At 34.7% G+C, this 21,318-nt stretch carries 17 protein-coding genes; 14 read left to right on the forward strand and 3 right to left on the reverse strand.

Annotated elements, in window-relative coordinates; all coding sequences use genetic code 11:
• Positions 1-75: 75 nt before the first annotated feature.
• The 5 genes from G7059_RS04005 to G7059_RS04025 are packed head-to-tail and all read left to right on the forward strand — an operon-like array spanning position 76 to position 5,824.
• Positions 76-1,386 (forward strand): PTS sugar transporter subunit IIC, encoded by a 1,311-nt coding sequence (locus G7059_RS04005; RefSeq protein ID WP_166080804.1) that lies wholly within the window; start codon positions 76-78, stop codon positions 1,384-1,386.
• Between the two features lie 37 nt (positions 1,387-1,423).
• Positions 1,424-2,320, forward strand: a complete 897-nt coding sequence (locus G7059_RS04010) for a MurR/RpiR family transcriptional regulator (RefSeq protein WP_166080806.1) — start codon at positions 1,424-1,426, stop codon at positions 2,318-2,320.
• Positions 2,280-3,647, forward strand: coding sequence for a 6-phospho-beta-glucosidase (locus G7059_RS04015; RefSeq protein WP_166080807.1), 1,368 nt, complete (start codon positions 2,280-2,282; stop codon positions 3,645-3,647). The genes G7059_RS04010 and G7059_RS04015 overlap by 41 nt, the downstream gene beginning before the upstream one ends.
• Entirely contained in the window at positions 3,640-5,067 is a 1,428-nt protein-coding gene (locus G7059_RS04020; protein ID WP_166080808.1) for a phosphoglucomutase/phosphomannomutase family protein, read from the forward strand. Before G7059_RS04015 ends, G7059_RS04020 begins: the two co-directional genes overlap by 8 nt.
• Positions 5,051-5,824: a ChbG/HpnK family deacetylase gene (locus tag G7059_RS04025; protein ID WP_166080809.1), complete on the forward strand. Its 774-nt coding sequence runs from the start codon at positions 5,051-5,053 to the stop codon at positions 5,822-5,824. The genes G7059_RS04020 and G7059_RS04025 overlap by 17 nt, the downstream gene beginning before the upstream one ends.
• A gap of 742 nt (positions 5,825-6,566) precedes the next feature.
• Here the strand turns inward: G7059_RS04025 and G7059_RS04035 are convergent.
• Genes G7059_RS04035 through G7059_RS04045 form a run of 3 tightly spaced genes read right to left on the reverse strand, consistent with a single transcriptional unit; the run spans position 6,567 to position 8,340 of the window.
• Positions 6,567-7,439: a hypothetical protein gene (locus tag G7059_RS04035; protein WP_166080810.1), complete on the reverse strand. Its 873-nt coding sequence runs from the start codon at positions 7,437-7,439 to the stop codon at positions 6,567-6,569.
• Entirely contained in the window at positions 7,436-8,023 is a 588-nt protein-coding gene (locus G7059_RS04040; RefSeq protein ID WP_166080811.1) for a DUF1700 domain-containing protein, read from the reverse strand. The genes G7059_RS04035 and G7059_RS04040 overlap by 4 nt, the downstream gene beginning before the upstream one ends.
• Entirely contained in the window at positions 8,020-8,340 is a 321-nt protein-coding gene (locus G7059_RS04045; RefSeq protein ID WP_166080812.1) for a PadR family transcriptional regulator, read from the reverse strand. Before G7059_RS04045 ends, G7059_RS04040 begins: the two co-directional genes overlap by 4 nt.
• 213 nt (positions 8,341-8,553) lie before the next feature.
• Here G7059_RS04045 and G7059_RS04050 point away from each other — a divergent pair, with 213 nt between their 5' ends.
• The 9 genes from G7059_RS04050 (at position 8,554) to nox (ending at position 21,259) form a co-directional block, all read left to right on the forward strand.
• Positions 8,554-9,702, forward strand: a complete 1,149-nt coding sequence (locus G7059_RS04050; RefSeq protein WP_166080813.1) for a hypothetical protein — start codon at positions 8,554-8,556, stop codon at positions 9,700-9,702.
• Between the two features lie 736 nt (positions 9,703-10,438).
• On the forward strand, positions 10,439-12,547 hold the full coding sequence (locus G7059_RS04055; protein ID WP_166080814.1) for a Cna B-type domain-containing protein: 2,109 nt from the start codon (positions 10,439-10,441) through the stop codon (positions 12,545-12,547).
• A gap of 283 nt (positions 12,548-12,830) precedes the next feature.
• The gene (locus G7059_RS04060) at positions 12,831-13,664 is read left to right on the forward strand and encodes a Cof-type HAD-IIB family hydrolase (RefSeq protein WP_166080815.1); all 834 of its coding nucleotides are present in this window, start codon (positions 12,831-12,833) and stop codon (positions 13,662-13,664) included.
• Positions 13,665-13,747: 83 nt separating this feature from the next.
• Entirely contained in the window at positions 13,748-14,911 is a 1,164-nt protein-coding gene (gene nagA / locus G7059_RS04065; RefSeq protein ID WP_166080816.1) for an N-acetylglucosamine-6-phosphate deacetylase, read from the forward strand.
• A gap of 147 nt (positions 14,912-15,058) precedes the next feature.
• Positions 15,059-15,877, forward strand: a complete 819-nt coding sequence (locus G7059_RS04070) for an SIR2 family protein (protein WP_166080817.1) — start codon at positions 15,059-15,061, stop codon at positions 15,875-15,877.
• Between the two features lie 107 nt (positions 15,878-15,984).
• Positions 15,985-16,509 (forward strand): NADPH-dependent FMN reductase, encoded by a 525-nt coding sequence (locus G7059_RS04075; protein ID WP_166080818.1) that lies wholly within the window; start codon positions 15,985-15,987, stop codon positions 16,507-16,509.
• 260 nt (positions 16,510-16,769) lie between these two features.
• Positions 16,770-17,828 carry an ABC transporter substrate-binding protein gene (locus G7059_RS04080; protein ID WP_166080819.1) on the forward strand — a complete coding sequence of 353 codons (1,059 nt, stop codon included), beginning with the start codon at positions 16,770-16,772 and terminating at the stop codon, positions 17,826-17,828.
• Complete coding sequence (locus tag G7059_RS04085) at positions 17,821-19,767, forward strand: M28 family peptidase (RefSeq protein ID WP_166080820.1); 1,947 nt, start codon at positions 17,821-17,823, stop codon at positions 19,765-19,767. Before G7059_RS04080 ends, G7059_RS04085 begins: the two co-directional genes overlap by 8 nt.
• 160 nt (positions 19,768-19,927) lie before the next feature.
• Positions 19,928-21,259 (forward strand): H2O-forming NADH oxidase, encoded by a 1,332-nt coding sequence (gene nox, locus G7059_RS04090; protein WP_166080821.1) that lies wholly within the window; start codon positions 19,928-19,930, stop codon positions 21,257-21,259.
• Positions 21,260-21,318 lie beyond the last annotated feature (59 nt).

Genomic DNA, 21,318 nt, shown 5'->3' on the forward strand with positions numbered 1-21,318 from the left:
AATGCTCCAAAACAGTAGAAAGCACTGGACTACCAAAAAATTAATGGCATAATTAACCTGAAAAGGAGAAGTATTATGAAAGAAATAGTAATGAATGGTTTGTTAAAAATTGCTTCAAAGATTCAAGCACAGAGACATATGTCGGCAATTCGGAATGCATTTAGTTTGATGTTACCGCTCTTTATTACGGGTGCATTTTCAACATTATTGTTAAATGTTGTTCTATCGACAACTACAAGTGGTATGAGTCTTGCAAAAGTAGATGGTTTTGGTTGGCTTGCTAACTTTTCACCGATGTTTGAAGCGGCTAACTACGCAACAATGAATTTTATGACAATTGGAATTATTGTACTGATTGCACTTGAACTTGGTAAAAGTTATGGGCACGATGAGTTTATTCTTCCAGTAGTGGCTTTAGCAAGTTATATAACATTGACTAAAACAATTGGTGTGATCGACGTTGATGGAACACAACATGTTCTTAAAAATGTTTTACCTAGTATTTTCACCAATGCTCAAGGATTGTTCTTAGGAATGATAGCATCTATTGTTTCCAGCGAGATATATATAAAAATAGTTAAGTACAAGAAGTTTGAAATAAAAATGCCTGACACTGTTCCTTCAAACGTTGCTAAAGCATTTTCAGTATTAGTTCCATCAGTTATTACTATCTTAACAATATCAGCATTTGGTATGGTATTTGAAATGATATTTAATATTCCAATCTATCAAGCTATAGATTTGCTAATTCAAACACCACTAAAAGGTATAATGACTGGATTACCAGGATATTTAGTAACCGTAATTTTCACCCAATTACTATGGAGTTTTGGGATTCATGGAGGAAATGTCATGAAGCCTATAACTGCAGCACCATTTATGACTGCTTTAGCTGAAAATGAGGCGGCTGTTTTAGCAGGAGAAGTTCCTAAAAACATTATTAACCATGCATTTAATGGAACTTTCATAGCAGTTACAGGAGCAGGTGTCACCGGTGCATTATTAATAGCAGTATTTATATTTTCTAAGAGAAAAGATGAGCGAAAGATTGCAGGTTTATCCGTTGCGCCTGCATTATTCAATATTAATGAGCCTGTGATCTTTGGAATGCCAATTGTGTTAAACCCAATTTATATGATTCCATTTATCTTAGCGCCTGTTGCCTCCGCAATATTTGCTTACTATATGACAAAAGTTGGATTTGCATATCCAATGTACATTACAGTTCCTTGGACAACTCCACCACTATTAAGGTCATTTATTGCCACAGGTGGTCATATCGGAACAGTGATTACAGAAGCAATGTCTATATTATTATGTACAGTAATTTATACTCCTTTTGTATTAATCTCTAACAAGCAAAATAACAATCAAGAAATGTTATAATAAGAGAAAATAGAAAGTATTACTTAAGGAGATAATAATGATCACTCATAAAATTAAACGGTTAGAAAAAGATAATATTTTAAGCCCGCAGGAAAGTGAAATTGCTAAATATATTGAAAGTAATCCAGAAAGCATTTTAAATCTTTCCACCTATGAACTTGCTGATGCGAGTTATGTGAGTGTTTCAACTATTATAAGATTTTGTCAAAAAATTGGATTCAAAGGGTATCGTGAATTTAAAACACAATACAGCCTGGAATACAAAGAATATATGAAGGTTAGAAACAAATTAAATGATTTACCTTTCAATCAAAATTCAACATTAAAAGATGTGATGAACACCGTTCCTTTGATCTATTACAAAACCGTGGAAGATACTCAAACATATCTTAATTACTCAATGGTAGAGTGGTGTGTGAATGAAATTAAGAAAAGTGATATCGTCATTCTATATGGTGATGGAATAAATTACCACATAGCAAAATCTGCAGCACATAGAATGAACTCTTTAGGCGGAAATGCAGTAGCATACAATTCATTTCATGGACAACAGGTAAGATTCCGTTTGGAAATGGGTCAAAGAGTATTTTCCATAGTTGTTTCACATCATGGTGATAATGTAAATATGGTAAATATTGTAAATAGATTAAATACATTAGATATGAAGTATGTGCTTGTTACAAGAATGGGCAACAACGCACTTTCACGTTTATCATCAAAAAGACTAGAAGTTATGATTACACAAAAATCATTAGAACTGTCTGACTTGGTGTTTTCGTTATCATCAGGATATATTTTAGAAATTTTGGTTGTTATGACATTGATACAAAATTATGAAGTATTAGATAAAATTCAGAAACAGAGAGATAATGAAAGAGAGATTAGAAAGCAGTATGAAAAAGATCAAGATAGTTACGATTGGCGGAGGGAGTAGTTACACACCAGAATTGATAGAAGGATTTATTAAGAGAAGAGATCGTCTAAATATTGGTGAAATATGGTTGGTAGATATTGAATCTGGTCGAGAAAAATTGGAAATTGTCGGCGCGATGGCAAAACGTATGATTCAGGCTGCAGGACTTGACTGGGATGTTAAATTGACACTTGATAGAGTTGAAGCACTTGAAAATGCAGATTTTGTAACTACTCAATTTAGAGTAGGTCGACTGGATGCAAGGATAAAAGATGAAAGAATTCCTGCGAAATATGGAATGCTTGGTCAAGAAACAAACGGTGCTGGTGGAATTTTTAAGGCATTTAGAACTATCCCTGTAATTCTTGATATTATTAGTGACATGAAAGAGTTATGTCCCAATGCTTGGCTAGTAAATTTTACGAACCCTGCAGGTATGGTTACCGAAGCAGCAATAAATGTTGGTGGATGGAAACGTACAGTTGGTCTTTGTAACGTTCCAGTTGGTTCATTTAAGAAAAATCATGAAGCAATGGGATATAAAGAAGATGATAATGAACTATTTATGAAGTTTGCTGGCTTAAATCACTTCCATTGGCATCGAGTATGGGATAAAGAAGGAAACGAAATAACAGATATACTTATTGAGAGGATGCATAATCCCAATGCATTATCTAAAACAGCAGAGAACGAATTGAAAAACATTAAAAAAATTCCATTTATTTATGAGCAAATCAAGAGTCTTAATATGCTACCATGTGGATACCACAGATATTACTATATGTCTGATGAAATGCTAGGTAACTCATTAGTTGAATTCGAGAAGAATGAGACACGAGCAGAGGTAGTTAAGAAAACAGAAGCGGAATTATTTGAGTTGTATAAAGACCCAGAATTGGACTATAAGCCAGAGCAACTCACTAAGCGTGGTGGAAGTTATTATTCAGACTCAGCATGTGAACTTGTTGCTTCTATTGTAAATAATTCTAAAGAAATAATGGTTGTAAGCACCGCTAATAAAGGGTCGATTTCGGACCTACCATACAATAGTGTGGTAGAAGTTAGTTCTGTCATTACTTCAGAAGGTCCAGAGCCGATAACATGGGGATCATTCCCTTCGACTATTAGAGGCCAGTTACAGCTGATGAAATCAATGGAAGAAACAGTGATTGAAGCTGCAATTAAAGGTGACTACTCACTTGCACTTCAAGCGTTTACAATTAATCCTCTAATTGTTAGTGGAAACAAGTGTAAAGCAATGTTGAATGAAATGCTTGTTGCGAATAAAGATGACCTTCCAAACTTTAAGCAAGAAATTAATAAAGTTGAATCTGGATTATATGATTAAGTTTGGAACTGGTGGATTTCGAGCTATTATTGGTGATGAATTTACTAAAAATAATATTACTAAAATTGCCAATGGACTTGTTAAAATAATACAAGAAGATGATCTTAAGAAAGATGTAATAATAGGGTATGATCGTCGATTTCTCTCGAAAGAAGCAGCATTATGGGTGTCTAAAGTCTTGACAGATGCTAAGATAAAAGTAAAATTTATTAATAAATCAACACCAACACCTATGATTATGTATGGTGTAGCTACTGAAAATATAGACTTAGGAGTAGCCATTACAGCGAGTCATAATCCAGCACTATATAATGGTATTAAACTTTTCAAGACCGGTGGAGTAGATGCAGATGTTAAATTCACAGATCGTGTTGAAAAGTTAGCAAATAAAGCAATAGAAACTAAGTTTGATGCAGATGATTTTCACAGTATTGTTTCAAGTGAATATTTCAAGTATTACGACATCTCAGATGATTATGTTGATGCGATTGCTTCACAAATCCAAACTAACCAAATTGCAAATTCTAATATAAGAGTTGGTCTTGATCCTATCTATGGAGTATCAGAGAAGTCGTTAAGAAAGCTCTTTAAGATGGCAAGTTGTGAAGTACTAGTTATTAATGAAATTCATGATACTTTGTTCGGAGGAAAAATTCCAACGCCTACACTTGCAAACTTAGAGCAATTAAAAGAATTTGTCTGTAAAAATAGTCTTGATATTGGAATTGCAACGGATGGTGATGCTGATCGTATTGGTGTTATTGATGATAAAGGAAACATGCTCCATCCTAACGAAATACTAATGTTAATATACTATTACTTACTCGAATACAGAAAAGAGACTGGCCCAATTGTAAGAAATATATCAACAACTCATATATTAGACAAAATTGCTCATGATTTTGAACAAGAAGTTTATGAGGTTCCAGTTGGATTTAAAAATATATCGCAAAAAATGGTTGAAGTCGATGCACTGATAGGCGGAGAGTCCAGTGGAGGACTAACAATTAGAGGACATATTAATGGTAAAGATGGAATCTATGCAGCTATGGTACTTGTTGAAATGATTGCGGTCACTGGTAAATCTATTTCCACGCTTTATAGGGAAGTGGTGGATCGTTATGGAAGCACAAAAATAATTGAAAAAGAGTATAGATTTAGCTTCGAACAAAAAAGACTTTTTTTAGAAAAAACAAAGCAAAATATGATTAGCTTACAAGGGTTTGAGACTATAATCCTACATGACGGTATTAAATTAATTGATAAAAATAATTGGATACTAGTTCGTTTATCAGGGACAGAGCCTCTTTTGCGCATTGTTGCAGAGATACCTGAAAAAGGCGACATAGATGAGAAGTTAATAGTACTTCTTGATCAATTAGATTTAAGAGAAGGAGAAGGTAATGAAATTAATAGTTAAAGCAGATGATTGGGGCTCTACACCTGGAGTAACTGATGGAATTGCGAAAGCAATAACAGAAGGGGTAGTACGCGATACGTCATTTCTTGCAAACTCAGTGCATTTTGATTATGCGGTATCTAAAGCAAATGAAATTGGATTAAATGATTTGGGCTTGCATCTAACATTAACCTATGGGAAATCAATACTTGGGCACGAAGAAGTTCCGAGCATAACGGACAAAGAAGGATACTTTTATAGAAGTCCGGAGAAAATTCCGAAGGAATTTAGTGTTGGTGAAGTCGAGAGGGAGTTTCGAGCACAACTTAAGAGATTTAAAGAGTCTGGTAAAAAGTTGACTCATATTGACTCACATCATCATATACATACTCTGTTAGGTCCAGAAGTATTTGAAGTGGTTATGAAAATTGCTAGTGAGGAAAATGTCCCAGTTAGAAGACCACTTTCAGATATGATAGAAATTACTAAACGATACAATATTCGTCTAACAGATAAACTTGATTTAAATTTTGGTGGAGGCAAAAATGAAAAGAAATCTACAATATCACATTTCTTAGGAATACTTGAAAAGTATATTAATACCGATGAGATTGTAGAAGTAATGTGTCACCCTGGAATTGTTGATCAAAATTTACGTGAAATATCAAGCTTTACTACTTTAAGAGAAATAGAGCTGAATACACTAACAAGTCACGAAGTATTAGAATATGTAAAAAGACATAACATAGAGCTGGTTAACTTTTCATCTGTGAAATGATAATCACTGTTAAAAAAGGTTATAATATCGCCATCAATATATGATGGCGATTATTATTTATGATGCAAAATATATTTTTGAATTAATTAGATAGATATAGAACAGCGATAGATTGAGTGGAGAATATCTCAAACACTCGTATAAATGATATGATAACTTAAATTTGTGTGCTTACGAATAAATATTGTTTTGATTATTTCCAGTTGCATTACGAAATGGTATTGGGTTAAAAAAATTGCAATAGCTCTTATGCTTGTCTTTGAAGATGCTTAGAAGACAAATGTAGCTAATGAAGATGTAGAAATTTTCGAAATAAGAAATAATGGAGATGACCTTAAAATTGCCTTTACTCATGTGACTAAAGTCCATGACTTTTTTCTATATTGGAAAGACTGGTATCTTCGCTGGAAAAATTGCGAGTATAGAAAACGATATTCAAGTGTAATGGAGAAGAAAGATCATAAGGCATTAATATACCCCATCACTATGTCATAAAATATGCATAATATGGTACTTGGAAAGAGCACCGTATGATTATTATAGACAAATAGTAAAGTTTAATAAGGCAGTACTAACGATTGATGCATTACTGTAATAATGAGGTTACCTATCTTAAGAGGACAAGTATAGGAGAACTTAAACTCAATGAGAGTTTAGATCTTGGAGAGTATAGAATGCTCACGCAGGAAGAAATAGCTTTGTTTTAATTGAATGTTAAAAAAAAGGCGACCAGTGGTCGCTTTTATTGTGCAATTATTATGTCATTGGAGAAGCCATCTGCATCAATAATCAGTGAAGGAAGTTGTGAGTTTGATGAAGCATGGTTAATGTTACCTATTTGAGATTCGGAGTATCCTGACTTTCTATTATTGAGTGAGTTTGAGAAGCCACTTAGTTTAAAGTGATGTGCAAAAGAATTGTCACCTTCATGGATTGTAAGTTTATTTGAAAAGCCCTCCAACTTAAGTTTAAGTCCAAGATTTATGTTTTCAAGTTCTATTTCACTAGAAAATGTATTTGAAGAAATTACCCCGGAAATATTGTCAGTCTTCATTTCAACAATCATTGCCTTAATATCAAATAATGAATCGATATTACGAATAAACATCGATGTATTTAATGAGTTTATCTCAAAATATTCTAAGTTTCGAGACACTTCTGAATCCATATTAAGATTATGAACCAAACCATTTATTTCAATACTTCCAGAGAAAGATTCTGGCAAGTATATATCAACATTTTTAAATTTTGGTGTCACACAGATGCCAATTGTAAGCGACTGAGCACAGAAATCTGTAGCTCCATTAATTACAAGTTTATTATTGATCATGGATGTTGAGTAGTCTTGATGATCTCCAAAAGACTCAACCTTTACTTGATCATCCTGTGTAAAATAGATGTTTAGTGATTCGAATAAAGACGCATTCACAACTAATGTTTCAATCGAATTATTAAACAGCTCTTCTCTTTGTTCAAAGGAGCTGGATACTGTAACGGTATCAAGAGTATTCGTTCTTAAGTTTTGTAGTGGTCTTACAAGTGCGAGTGAGCATAAAACAATGCCAACTATAATAAGTACAATAGGAATCCAGACTTTATCTAGGAATCTTCTCATAGACTTGCTCCATTTAAAGAGCGGCTTAGGGCATTCATCGTATTCTTAACGAAACGATTTAATACTTTCAGTCCAAGTATCGATAACCATGCTGTACCAAGCCCTAATGATAGGAGACCAAGTGTCAATAACACTGTTTCTAAGATTCCTACTGTAGAGATAATACCAGCAGGAAGCATGACGCTAAGAGCCGGAGAAATGATCACAAGTACGGACGATAAACAGAAAACCACGCCTGTAAAGATAAAGGCAAATAAGACGATATATGCAGAGAAAACGAGTGGCACTACAAACATTGCTGCGAATAAATATCCAATGATTCTCACAATTTTTAAGAGTGTATCACTTGATTGATTGTGTCTTGTTTGGGCTTTGTTACTATTCTGCTGCTCAGAACGATTGGTAAATTGATGTGCCATATCAACTGGATCACCAAGTTCAATGCAAATTTCATCCTCGGTTTTTCCTTCTTCAGTACCGAAGTCAAAGTGACTTGCTACATCAATAATAATGTCATCAACTTCATCAGGATTTAATCCTTGTAAATGTTTTCTTAGTATAAATAGATATTCGTTTCGTGTCATAATTCACTGTCTCCCTGTAGTAATTCGTTAACGTGTTGAGTAAAATCAAACCATTCTTCGATTTTATCAGATGTATATTCTCGACCAAGATCTGTTAAAGCATAATATTTACGCGAAGGACCTTGTGTTGATTCTACAAGTCGAGTAGAAACCAAACCTTCATCCTTAAGTCGTTTGAGTAGTGGGTACATTGTACCTTCAGAGATTTGAATTGTCTCTGAAATCAAACTTACAATTTCATACCCATAACGCTCTCTACGTGATAATAATGCTAGTACACAAAGTTCGAGAACACCTTTTTTAAATTGTGTGTTCATCGGTTCACCTCTACTAGATATTAACACAAGGTACTTTGTATTACAAGGTAGTGATAAAAATTTTAGAAAAGGAAGTGTTTATCGACATAATATTTTTTAAGTGAGATATCTTTGTTGTGAATAAAGTAGAATGATGAAGAACTGTGTTAGATTAAGTGAAAACTATCACAAATAAATCAAAGAGTGATAAGATAATACAAAAGGAGGGTGTTTATGAGTAAGTATGATGTTTTATTTGAATCCGTTACATTAAGAAATGGTGTTGAGTTAAAGAATCGATTTGCTTTAGCTCCTATGCTAGCTTTTGATGCTGATGAGAAGGCGAACGTGACAGATGAAGGTGTAGCTTATATTGAGCGAAGAAATAACGTAGGTGACCTTTTAATTGCAGGAGCTCATGCAATTTCTGTTCATGGCTTAGCAGGTAATGGTCAGATTGGTATCTTTGACGATAATCAAATTGAGGGATTAAAAAGATATGCAAGTGCTATGAAGAAGAAGGGTCATAAGGCTATTGCTCAACTTCATCACCCTGGTAGAGAGTCAACATATTCATACCAACTATTTGGTAAGGTATATGGTCCAAGTGCTATTGACTTCCCATTCTTAAACTATCCTATTACTGAGCTAAGTGAAGAGGAAGTATGGGATGTAGTTAAAGAATATGGTGAGGCAACACGTAGAGCTGTTGAAGCTGGTTATGATGGTGTAGAGATTCATGGTGCTAACCATTATCTGATCCAACAATTCTTTTCTGCATATTCAAATGTAAGAGAAGACTATTGGGGTGGAAGTTTTGAGAAACGCATGAACTTTGCGTTGGAAGTAGTTAAAGAAGTAAAACGAGTAGCTAGTGAATTGGCCAATGAATCCTTTATTGTTGGTTATCGTATTTCACCTGAAGAAGTTCATGGTGATACAGTTGGATACACAATTGACGATGCCTTAGAGTTAATTGATAAAGTCGTCGATGCAGGTGTTGATTATCTACATGTATCCTTATTTGGACCAGAGAGCTATAAACTTGTCGCAAGCAAAGGAAATCAAACAGAAGCTATGAATGCCTTAATTCATAAAAAGATTGCTGGAAGATGCCCACACATTGTTGTAGGGTCTATTAACACTCCTGAGATTGCACTTGATGCCTTGAACTATGGTGACGTACTTGCATTAGGAGTTGCTTCATTAGCTGATCCTGATTTTTCAGAAAAAATTAATACTGAAAGATTCGATGAAATTAATATGGATGTTACGGGAAGACAGGATGATTTACATATTCCTCATAAACTCGTGCTTGTCTATGGTATGGAAGGAAACCCATTGCCACCTGTTACAGGTATCGAAAGCTTTACTGTTAAGTAATAAACATACCGTTCATTAAACCGAATAAACACTATTGCGCACTTGTCAATGGAATGGTTGAAGAAGCGTTGTATTCATTAGTGGTTTGAGTATAATAATATTAAGGTGACAAGATTTTTACTATTCGTAAATGAGCCTGAGAAACCTTTGTGTAATTGTAGATTCGTCTTGTCACCCTATTTATGTAATGTACAGAACATTTCCTAGGAATTGTTCTTTTTTGTTGCAACTTAATATTTGAAACTATGGCATTTTTCTAACATGCATATTCTCGACATATCAAAAGTAGATGCAGTAACAAGCATAACACATAGCATTACAATAGTAATAAACGCAACTAAGCAGTAGGTTTTGAAAAAGTAGTGGGATACTAAATTCTAATTAGTAAGTACGGTGTTATTAGTAATATTAAGTGATTAAATTGTATCAAAAACTTAGTTAACAAAAATGTTCGGTATTTCACTGGAAAGCAGTTCACTTAAATTGACTCTAAAGTTTAAGTTAACGTATTATGGGGTTAGAACGAAGATAATACCGGTATGGAGGTGAATTCGAATGATATGTATTGTCTAATATCGTGACTGACTTGTAAAAGTGATTCCAGTGATTAGGAATCATACTCATTACTTACTGAATAATAATCCACAAATTAATTCTCAGGCTCATTTACGATAGTAAGAGAAACACTCTTCGTAAATGAACATACTTAATAATTTCAATTTAGGAAGAGTAAATTATGAACAAACATTTTATACGACTGGGTCGTGTATTTTTAGTTATGCTTTTATTACTAGTAAACGTAAACTTGGATCAAAAAAGTTCTATTTCCGCACTTGAAGGAATACCAGCAGGAACTATCTACGAATCGGATGAGAATTCTACGTCGTTAACCTTAGTTGGGGAGTCCACAAACTCTCATACGCATCCTTTCATGCTTTGGGTACAAAATGACCTTGTACTCATTGCGGTACGATCGACTCATGATTTAAAGAGCATGGATGTAATTGGTACAAGTACAATTCATAACATTGATATGAAGGTCCATGCGGATCTAGAGAAAATCACAGTCGATGACAAAGCGAATCTAAACCCTGCTAACGATTTATCAGGAGATCTAAAAGATGCACACTGGACGATCTTCTCATTTCCAAAGAGTATTATTTCTACAAATGGTACCTATCATTTCTTTATTGAGGGGATTGGTAATGGACATGATGTTGAGGAGGATTATCAAGTTATTATTCCACCAGTGAAAGCAATGATAGAGAAAACTTGGATTAATGGTCCAATGCCAGAAATAGAACTGACATTACAACGTCGTGTTTTAGGAAGTGAATACGAACTTGCGACCGGATTACCAAACAAAGTCATCAATAATCCAATTACTCTGACACCTCATGAAAGTGGTGAAGCAAGCTTTGTATGGGATGAACTTCCTTATACGAATACGATTGGTCAAATTTATGACTATAACGTCAAAGAAACAAATCCAGGTTCAGGGTATACGCTAAATACTACAAGTAGTTATGATGAACACACGCTAACTTACTACTTCTCACTTACTAACACCTACACACAACCACTTGGTGATGTGAGTGCTAAAAAAACTTGGGTAGGTGGATCGGTAAGAACTGCTGTATACTTCGAATTTTACCGCAGTACCGATGGCATGAACGCTGAACTTTTAGATACTGTAATGCTTGATGGAGAAGTAGACGAAATCAATAGCCAGGCTAGAGAAACATCTCCTTGGGTTTACACCTGGTCGTCTTTACCACATAAAACAATTGATGGTATCGCCTACAACTATTATGTTGTGGAAGTGAATGCTTTACCTAACTATATCTCAAGTGGTAGTGGAGGTCTTGAGGTAACAAATACTTACGTTATTCCTCTTAATGATGTAACGGTATCGAAGGATTGGGTTGATGGTCCATTAGAAAGACCGATAGTTCAGCTTCAATTGTATCGTAATGGCGTGGCGTACCTTGAACCTGTAAGCTTAGAAAATGGTATCTCAGAATATACTTGGTATGACTTGGAAGCAACAGATATCGATGGTAATCCATATGTTTATACGGTTGATGAAGTGGATGTACCGATGAACTATGAAAAATCGTTAAGTGAAGATGGACTTACCGTTACAAATACTTACGTGATTCCAGTGAAGGATGTTACTGGATATAAGGAATGGATTGATGGACCCGTTGAAAAACCTACTGTTGAGCTGCAATTATTCCGTAACGGAAAAACATACCTGACACCGGTAAAATTAGAAAGTGGTACTAACGACTTTACATGGTATAGCTTAGATGGTACGGATATATACGGAAATCCATATGTTTATACAGTTGATGAGGTTAATGTACCAATGAACTATGAGAAATCATTAAGTGAAGATAGACTAACCGTCACCAATACCTATGTTATTCCTTTAATTTCAATTACAGGAACAAAAGTATGGATAAATGGACCGAAAGATAAACCAATGATTGAGTTGCAACTCTATCAAGATGGGGATCAATACGGTGATGAAATTTATCTATTGAATGGTGATTTAAGCCACACATGGTTCAATGTTGAACAAACAGATAGAATGGGTAATCCATATACATATACAATTGATGAACCAACGATCCCTGCTAACTATACTAAATCAATAAGTGAGGACGGTTTAACAATCACCAATACGTTCCATGAACCAGTCAAAGATGTGGAGGTAATTCCTTTACCATCTACAGGAATTGATGATGATAGTGTCGCAACACTTGTGATTGTTTTAATCGTAGGTGGTATCGGTGTATTGCTGTATCAACGAAGAAATCGAAATAAAGATAGAAAATAATAGAAGTAACGGAGGTGTGGTAGTTATCATTTAGGAGTAACCATATACCGGGACTCTAGCAAACGAAAGAAAAGCATCTCATATTTGTACGATTGTTGATAGACAGATATATGTACAAATGATGATGCTTTTTTTTGTTAGGGATCATTAATTGGTGTGAGTTTGTTCCCAAACTTTCTTTCATTTAAGAACACTTTGATTTCGTAGATAGTTTTTTGATAGAATATTATGTATATACGATTATCATATGTATAATAATTATATGAGAGGGATAGTGGTGATCATGAAACTAATTGGAATAGATTTAGATGGGACATTGCTGAATTCAAATCAAGAAATTAGTAGAAATAATGTGGAAGCGTTAAAGAAGGTTCCAGAGGACTCCATGGTCTTTATTTGCTCTGGCCGTGAGACTACTGATATTATGAATATTTTGTCAGAGTATAAATTAAAGATTCCATCGATTGGATTGAATGGTGCCTTGGGCTATGATGGTAAAAGAAAATTGTTCGATTTCTTCTTCGATAATGAGACTGTTGTATCTGTAGCTAAAGTGTTATCTGGTATGCCAATAAAAGTGTACACTGATAAAGAAAGTTACGAAACGGATGGTTATTATCAACACTTGATTGATCTCTTTGATGAGGTAGGTAGTGAATATGGAGTTGAAGAGTTAAACTATGAACTAAATTACGAAAAAACAATTAATTCAATTTCATTTAAAAACATTGATGAACTAATAAATATAGGACTAAAAGTCTATAAATTCTTTGTGTTTATTCCCAATGCAGAAATAAAAGCAAATCTTGTTGAACTCTTGAATGAAGTTGAAGGCGTTTCTGTTACTGAATCATCTGCAGTAAATATTGAGATAGTACCCGAAAATGTATCTAAAGGCGAAGTTTTTGGCTTGTTAGAATCAATCTATAATTTAGAAAATGTAACCCGCATTGCGATAGGTGATAGTTTGAATGATGTTACTTTGTTTGAAGAATCTGACTATAGTTTTGCAATGGCAAACAGTCATGAAGAAATCAAAAAAATAGCAACACACCATACTGCATCTAATGATGAAGATGGGGTTGCCACTGTGCTTGAAGAAATTATCCATTTATAAAAGATTATTTGCTGAATAAAAGATTTCTTAATATGTGTAACCGATACTTAGTCGAGAGCGATAAGCTAAAGAGAGGGACGATTATGAAAATACGGAGCAATAGAATCTATACAGAAAAAGGCATAAAAAATGGAAGTTTAATTATTTCTGAAGGGGTAATACATAATATTGTAAATGAAAGTGAAGAAGGGGAAGATTATCAAGATTACATTATCCTTCCTGGAATCATAGACACTCATAATCATGGTGCTATGGGATATACGCTTGTTGAAAAGTGTGATAATAAACGTGACGAAATTTTAGGGTTTCTTAATGGAGTTGCAGCTCAAGGAGTGACGTCTGTGTTTCCGACTCCAAGTCTTGATTATTTTGAGGATATTGTAAAAATATCAACCGAAAAACATGATGGAGCAGACATAGTCGGTATTCATTCAGAAGGTCCTTACCTTAGTAGGGTTGGAGAAAATGGGGTGGCTGAAGAGCCTGAAGTTGTTGATACTAAAGTCATTCAAAAAATGATTGATGATGGACAAGGCTTATTAAAATTGGTTGCAATTGCTCCTGAACTTCCAAATGCTCAAGAGGCAATCGATTTATTGGTTAAGAATGGCATACGAGTTGCCTACGCCCACAGTGATATGAACTATAAAGAAGCCTATCATGCTTTTAATCATGGAGTAACAGTTGCTACTCATACAGCCAATGTTATGTCAGGAATTCACCATCGCGAGATGGGAGGACTGGGAGCTTGTTTGCTTCATCCTGGAGTTGAATGTGAACTTATTCCAGATGGACTTCATGTTAGTACAGAAATGATGGAACTTATGTTCAAAGTTAAACCTTATGATCGATGGATTCTTGTCTCTGATACTACATCTACATCAGGTGCTCCTAAAGGCCGTTATCGTTTCGGTAAACATATCGTTCTTGTTGATGATAATGGTTTTGCGAAAACAGAAACTGGAAGACTGATGGGAAGCACACAACCTGTTCTTTATGGTATGAAAGTTCTACATAATGAGTTAGGGATTCCTTTAGAAATTATCAGTCAAATGGCGTCGAGTAATCCTGCAAAGGTATATGGTATTGATGATCGCAAAGGAGTTCTTGCGACTGGTAAAGATGCCGACTTTATTGTAATTGATGATGACTTTAACTTGATTGCGACTTACGTTAAAGGACAAAAGGTCTACGACTCAAAAGAAGGTAAGGATTATTTTAATCCGAACTTTGAAAAGCTAAAATAATACTCTACAAGATATATAAAAAATTGATTGCACCTTATTTGTTGATACGTCAAAATAATGGTGTGTTTTATGTATTGATAAATATTACTCTGATAGTGAATGATTTTAGGGGAAACAATGATAAGATGATTATATGAGGTGATGCCTATGGCAAATGGTTATAAGGATTACTTGAATGAGAACTCAGTGTTGCTAGTAGGGAATGGCGTGAATTTACGAGAAGTAAACACGTCTAAAGTTAGTTGGTATGATATTCTACAATCGATTAATAAAGAAGATATTATACCCAAAGGTTATCCACTAACAGAATACTTTGAGCTTCTAAAAAATAATAATAAGACCGCAAGTGAGCTCAAGGATAATTTCATAGAGAGTATTAAGGGGCTTAGTTACAATAATGCCCATAAGGATATAATAGAAGCATGTGTTGAAGCGGGAACAGTTCTCATGACTACTAACTTTGATCATGCATTTCAGAGTACAGGGCTCTTTAAAACAGGCCAGACACGAGATCTATCGAAAGGTTTTACAAATTATTATCCGTGGCAACGTTTTTATGAGCATGAATCGGGAATGAGGCTATGGCATGTCAATGGAGATATGAGGTATAAGAACTCCGTTAAACTATCGGTCATGGACTATGCAGGAAACTTAAACTACTTTAGGAAATTCGACCCACAAGAAAGAAACAGTCGTTACAGAATAGATGAGACATGGATAAATGAGATATTCGAAAAAGACCTAATCATAATGGGATTATCGTTATCAGAAGCTGAGATATTTATTCGTCATATTCTTATAAGAAGGAACGCATGGGCTAGAAGTAAAAATCTTAAATTACAAGGGAAATACTTAATGGTCAATGAATCCGCAAGTGCTGAAGAAAAACGTCTTGAGTTTTTCTTAAAACATGTAGGAATAGAGATGGTAAGATTTGAAACATATAATCACTTATATGGAGATTAACGTGTATTATAATGATAATTAACAGAAAAATACACTATTTACTTTTGATAATAACCCTTTAGAATTAAAGGTGAAAGGGGACGTATAGTAATATACACGTACAAACTATGAAAAATATCGGAGTAATTATTGGGAGCTTAAGAAAAGCATCCTTTAACAGACAAGTCGCTCAACATCTAGTAGCTGAGTTTGGAGACAAAGCAAATTTTGAGATTGTTGAAATATCTCAACTTCCTCTCTATAACCAAGATCTTGATGATGAGGGATTGGATGTTTATACAGAATTTAGAAACAAAATTAGAAGTTTAGATGCAGTAGTGTTTGTGACACCAGAATATAATCGTTCCGTTCCAGCAGCATTGAAGAATGCTTTAGATATTGCCTCACGTCCGAAAGTGGAAAACGCATGGGATAACATTCCTTGTGGGATAATTTCCTGTTCACCAGGTAGATTAGGAGCATTTGGAGCAAATCACCATTTAAGACAATCACTATCGTTTCTAAATATGCCAACATTACTACAACCTGAGATGTATTTTTCAGAAGTAAAGGCCTTACTAGAGAATGAAGAAAAGCTTAATCGTTACTTAGGTGGATTTGTAGAGGCATTATTAAAATTTGTTGATGCTTAGTAACGTTGAAATGCTATTTTTATAGAATGAATGAGTTTATTCTATGTGGAATGTTCCTTCGTGAAGATGGGATAAAGACCATTTTATTTAACAAGAGATAATGACCTGATACCATCGGGTCATTTTCATTATAAAAGTTTATAAACTTAATAAAAATATCTTGATTTTCCAATGAGTAAATGTATAATAAAGTGGGATTAAGCAATGCTAATCTTTAAGTTTAGTAATACTAAACAATATAAATGTAAGGAGACATGTTTATGAAAAAAATTGTAGCTGTTATTATGACTCTACTAGTGTTGGTAGGATGTAGTTCTGCTAATAATACTGATGGATTACAAAAGACACTTAAAGTGTTTAACTGGGGATCATATATTGAACCTTCTTTAGTTAAAGAATTTGAAGATAAATTCAATGCTAAAGTAGTTTATGAAATGTTTGACTCAAACGAGTCTATGTATATTAAAGTAGAAAGTGACCCTACATACGATGTACTCTTTCCAACTGATTATATGATTGAACGTCTTCGTCTTGAAGATAAACTTGAAAAACTCGATTATTCTAAAATACCTAATTACAAAGAGACACTAGATACTGTTAAGGGACGTGCAATGGATCCTAATGAAGAGTATACTGCTCCATATTTCTGGGGAAGTGTCGGTATTGTATACGATAAAACAAAGGTCACATTAGAAGAACTAGAGAGCCAAGGGTGGTTAATATTCAAGAATCCAAAATATGCACATCAAATTTTCTTCTTGGATTCAGAACGTGATGCATTTATGGTTGCAACTAAATCACTTGGTTATTCAATGAATACAACAAATGAAGCTGAACTTAAAGAGGCTTATGAATGGTTGGTTGATATGGATAAAATAACCCACCCAATCTATAACCGTGATGAAATTATTGATAACATGGTTGCTGGAGTAAAACCACTCGCAACAATGTATTCAGGAGATGCTACGTATGTATTAGCAGAAAATCCTAATCTAGCATTCTATCTTCCTAAAGAAGGTACCAATCAATGGATGGATGCAATGGTTATTCCTAAAGGTGCTAAAAACATCGATCTTGCTCATGAATGGATTAACTTTGTTCTAGATAAAGATAATCAAAAACGAATCACAGAAGAAATTGGTTACACAAGTTCACGTCAAGATGTTATTGATGAAGTGACTGCAGTTGGTGGTAAGTTTGAAGGGATTGAATCCTATTCAACTCGTACAAATTATGAAAAAGATGAGAACTATCGCTTTGATGAAAAAACACGTGTTATATTAGCCGACTTATGGCAACGTGCAAAGAATCATGATTAAGGATTTTACATTCAAATCAATTCTTTCAGATGAGTTAATTAGAACGTATGTTAATAACATTGATGTATCGTATGCTTACAATCTTGCAGTTGAGCTTACAAAATTTCGAAGTAATGAAGTCCTTGGATTTCGAACAGTGGGTTCAGATGCGGAACATGATACCTGTGACTATTTAGAAAATGAAATGAAGAGTTTAGGATTAGAGAATATTGAAACGTATGATTATCCTATTCCTTCATGGACCTTTAAACATGCGAAAATGAGAGTTTCAGGTTTAGAATCTCATATTGAGTTAAGTGCTTATCCATGTCACTACGATTCTGAAGGATACGAACCTGCTGTTCTAATTGATCTTGGAAAAAGTGATAAACAAGCATTTCTCAATAATGATATTACTGGAAAATGGATACTGTTGGATGTTAACCAAAGAGATGATTGGTGGATAAACTTCCCAGCAACGGAAGCCTATTTTAGAGGTGCTAAGGGGATACTGTTGGTTCAAGATGGAGGCTATGCTGGAATCAGTGATGAGGCATTAAATGTTCAAAACACCTCAATACCAGATGGTGCTGTTGCTTTATCAATTTCAAGAAAAGATGCTCAGTTAATTCGCTCAATGATGCGTGAAAAGTCATCAAGTGAATTAAAGGTGGAACTCGATGTATGCTCTCTTTTCGAAGCATCGTATGCACGTAATTTATTTGGCTCTATAATTGGTGAGAGTGATGAAGTAATACTAATGACGGCTCATTATGATGCATACTTTGAAGGTTTCCAAGATAACAGTGTTGCAGTTGGGCTTATGATGGGTATTGCAAAAGCAATAAAAAAGCTTGGAATTACTCCCAAGAGAACACTCAAGTTTGGTGCCTTAAGTGCTGAAGAATGGGCAAAGACAGACAGTCGCTATGATTGGCTAGTAGGATCACACACTCAAATGAGTGAACTTACGCCTGAATGGAAAGATACAGTCTTTGCGAATATTAACTTTGAACTTCCAGCAATGTTGGAAGATGGATGTGATTGGATTCGTTCTTCTTATGAACTTAAAAAGTTCTTAGAAGACTTCGTCCAATGTGTGCCTAATGATAGGAAAGTTTATCCAGAAGGAATTAAAGTATTGACCCCAATCGAAACATGGTCTGATGACTTTGCCTTTGAGATAGCTGGAATACCATCAGTTGTTTCTGCACTTAAACCTGAATTTTCCAAGTCCCACTATCATTCTCAACTCGATGATATCAGTACATACCATGAAGGTGCATTCCACTTTCATCATGTACTTTACGGACTCCTTATGCTTGGATATGATGCATTATCGATACAAGCCTACGACTATTCTGAGAGAATTTGCGAGATGGATAGAAAACTTGATAGAAATCTTGCAGGTAACTTCATTGATATGAAGCGTTATGATTGTTTGATTGATAACATACAAGAGAATTCTAAGGTTTATTGGGATAAGATGTTAAGCTATCAAATCAATGAAGCAAGCAATGAGTTTGTCACACTACAAAAGAAACTCTTTAAACTCATGGTAGATACATTAATATCCTTATCGTGGGATGATGAGATTCTTTTCCCGTTTGAAGGAAACCAGAATAACATTAGAGCACTTAAAGAAATGCTACAGAATCCCTTAGCGGATAACTCTAAACTAATATCAAGAATTGACAACAATCATATAGCTCTTCACTGGAGTAAAGATACCTTTAACTTTCATACGAATGATGTCATGGGACAAGAAATTAACCGTCGTTGGGGAGAAGGGCGAATCCGTTCTCACTGTAGCCTGTTGAGCTATATAGATGAGCGTTCTGAGCTTACTTTAAATAAAGCACTAATCAAAGAATACTGTCATTACGAAAAGGAACTCGTCAGTTTATTAAAAACTTTACGAGCAATAAATAATCTTTTATTAGAAATTAATTCGCAGTAACAATACTCGTGAATAATGGAGTGATAATCACTATTACTCCATTTTTCTATGTTCTTTCCAGTTTTCTCTGTGAGTAATACATGAAAAGTATAATATTTCCAAATACTTATAGTTTTGAGTGCGTTATGATAAAAATAGAATAGAAAAGAGGAGGCAATATATGAGTAAAGTAGTATTAGTAGGAGCAAACCATGCAGGTATTGCAGCAGCAAACACAATTCTGGATCACTATCCTGATAACGAATTGATGATCTTGGATCGAAATACCAATCTTAGTTACTTGGGATGTGGAACTGCATTATGGGTCGGTCACCAAATTGATTCTTCAGACCAGTTATTCTATACGAATAAAGAAGACTTTGTAGCGAAGGGCGCAGACATTCATATGCAAACTAACGTTACAAGAATAGATTATGAAAGCAAGACTGTATTCTATGAGGAAGATGGCGTAGCAAAAGAAACAAGCTATGACAAACTTATTCTTGCAACGGGTTCTACACCGATTGCGCCTCGTTTACCAGGCATGGATTTGGAAGGAGTACACTTTGTGAAACTATTCCAAGATTCACAAAAAGTAGATGCTCTATTGGCACAAGAACATGTAAAAAATGTCGTAGTTGTTGGAGCAGGATACATTGGTGTTGAAATGGCTGAAGCAGCACGTCGTCGCGGAAAAAACGTACGTATTGTTGAAGCAGCAGATACATGCTTAAGTGGTTATTATGACCCTTGGTTCTCTCATGATATGGACAAAGTTATGAGTGATCAAGGAATTGAATTAAACTATGGTGAAATGGTTACGTCCCTTGAAGGTGATGGTACAGTTTCCCAAGTTGTAACTAATAAAGGAACTTATGATGCTGAGTTAGTTATTCTAGCAATTGGATTTAAACCAAACAATGACTTAGGTAAAGACCATTTAACACTATTTGATAATGGTGCATATCTTGTTGATCTACATCAAAAAACAAGTGATGATAGTGTCTATGCTGTGGGAGACTGTGCAACGATTTACTCCAATGCACTCCACCAAACAACATATATTGCATTAGCAACCAATGCTGTACGCTCAGGGATTGTAGCGGGACATAATATTGGTGGAACACCTATCAAGTCATTAGGTGTTCAGGGTTCAAATGGTATTTCCATTTATGGATACAACATGGTCTCTACCGGACTTAACTTAGCAGCAGCTGAGAAAGCTGGTCTAGATGTCGCTTATACAGAATTTGAAGATCTACAAAAACCAGGATTTATGGATGAAAATAATAATGTTAAGATTAGAATCATCTATGAAAAAGAATCACGTAGAGTTGTCGGTGCACAGATTGCATCATATACAGACATATCAATGGGAATTCACATGTTCTCCCTAGCAATCATGAAGGATGTAACCTTAGAAGAAATTCAACTCTTGGATATCTTCTTCTTACCACACTTCAATCAACCTTATAACTACATCACAATGGCTGCATTATCAGCAACAGAGTAAGTTATGGAATTGAGAGATATAATCGTAGGGTTATATCTCTTTTTTTATCCACGTCGAAA

The sequence above is a fragment of the Erysipelothrix sp. HDW6A genome (assembly GCF_011400295.1).
Taxonomy (GTDB): Bacteria; Bacillota_I; Bacilli_A; order Erysipelotrichales; family Erysipelotrichaceae; genus Erysipelothrix.

Bases quoted from the DNA above. Each gene is read 5' to 3' on its own strand.
- G7059_RS04060 (WP_166080815.1), top strand. From the start codon at position 12,831: ATGAAACTAATTGGAATAGATTTAGATGGGACATTGCTGAATTCAAAT.
- G7059_RS04045 (WP_166080812.1), bottom strand. From the start codon at position 8,340: ATGAACACACAATTTAAAAAAGGTGTTCTCGAACTTTGTGTACTAGCA.
- G7059_RS04025 (WP_166080809.1), top strand. From the start codon at position 5,051: ATGAAATTAATAGTTAAAGCAGATGATTGGGGCTCTACACCTGGAGTA.
- G7059_RS04015 (WP_166080807.1), top strand. From the start codon at position 2,280: ATGAAAAAGATCAAGATAGTTACGATTGGCGGAGGGAGTAGTTACACA.
- G7059_RS04085 (WP_166080820.1), top strand. From the start codon at position 17,821: ATGATTAAGGATTTTACATTCAAATCAATTCTTTCAGATGAGTTAATT.
- G7059_RS04020 (WP_166080808.1), top strand. From the start codon at position 3,640: ATGATTAAGTTTGGAACTGGTGGATTTCGAGCTATTATTGGTGATGAA.
- G7059_RS04080 (WP_166080819.1), top strand. From the start codon at position 16,770: ATGAAAAAAATTGTAGCTGTTATTATGACTCTACTAGTGTTGGTAGGA.
- G7059_RS04055 (WP_166080814.1), top strand. From the start codon at position 10,439: ATGAACAAACATTTTATACGACTGGGTCGTGTATTTTTAGTTATGCTT.
- G7059_RS04050 (WP_166080813.1), top strand. From the start codon at position 8,554: ATGAGTAAGTATGATGTTTTATTTGAATCCGTTACATTAAGAAATGGT.
- nox (WP_166080821.1), top strand. From the start codon at position 19,928: ATGAGTAAAGTAGTATTAGTAGGAGCAAACCATGCAGGTATTGCAGCA.
- nagA (WP_166080816.1), top strand. From the start codon at position 13,748: ATGAAAATACGGAGCAATAGAATCTATACAGAAAAAGGCATAAAAAAT.
- G7059_RS04070 (WP_166080817.1), top strand. From the start codon at position 15,059: ATGGCAAATGGTTATAAGGATTACTTGAATGAGAACTCAGTGTTGCTA.
- G7059_RS04005 (WP_166080804.1), top strand. From the start codon at position 76: ATGAAAGAAATAGTAATGAATGGTTTGTTAAAAATTGCTTCAAAGATT.
- G7059_RS04035 (WP_166080810.1), bottom strand. From the start codon at position 7,439: ATGAGAAGATTCCTAGATAAAGTCTGGATTCCTATTGTACTTATTATA.
- G7059_RS04040 (WP_166080811.1), bottom strand. From the start codon at position 8,023: ATGACACGAAACGAATATCTATTTATACTAAGAAAACATTTACAAGGA.
- G7059_RS04075 (WP_166080818.1), top strand. From the start codon at position 15,985: ATGAAAAATATCGGAGTAATTATTGGGAGCTTAAGAAAAGCATCCTTT.
- G7059_RS04010 (WP_166080806.1), top strand. From the start codon at position 1,424: ATGATCACTCATAAAATTAAACGGTTAGAAAAAGATAATATTTTAAGC.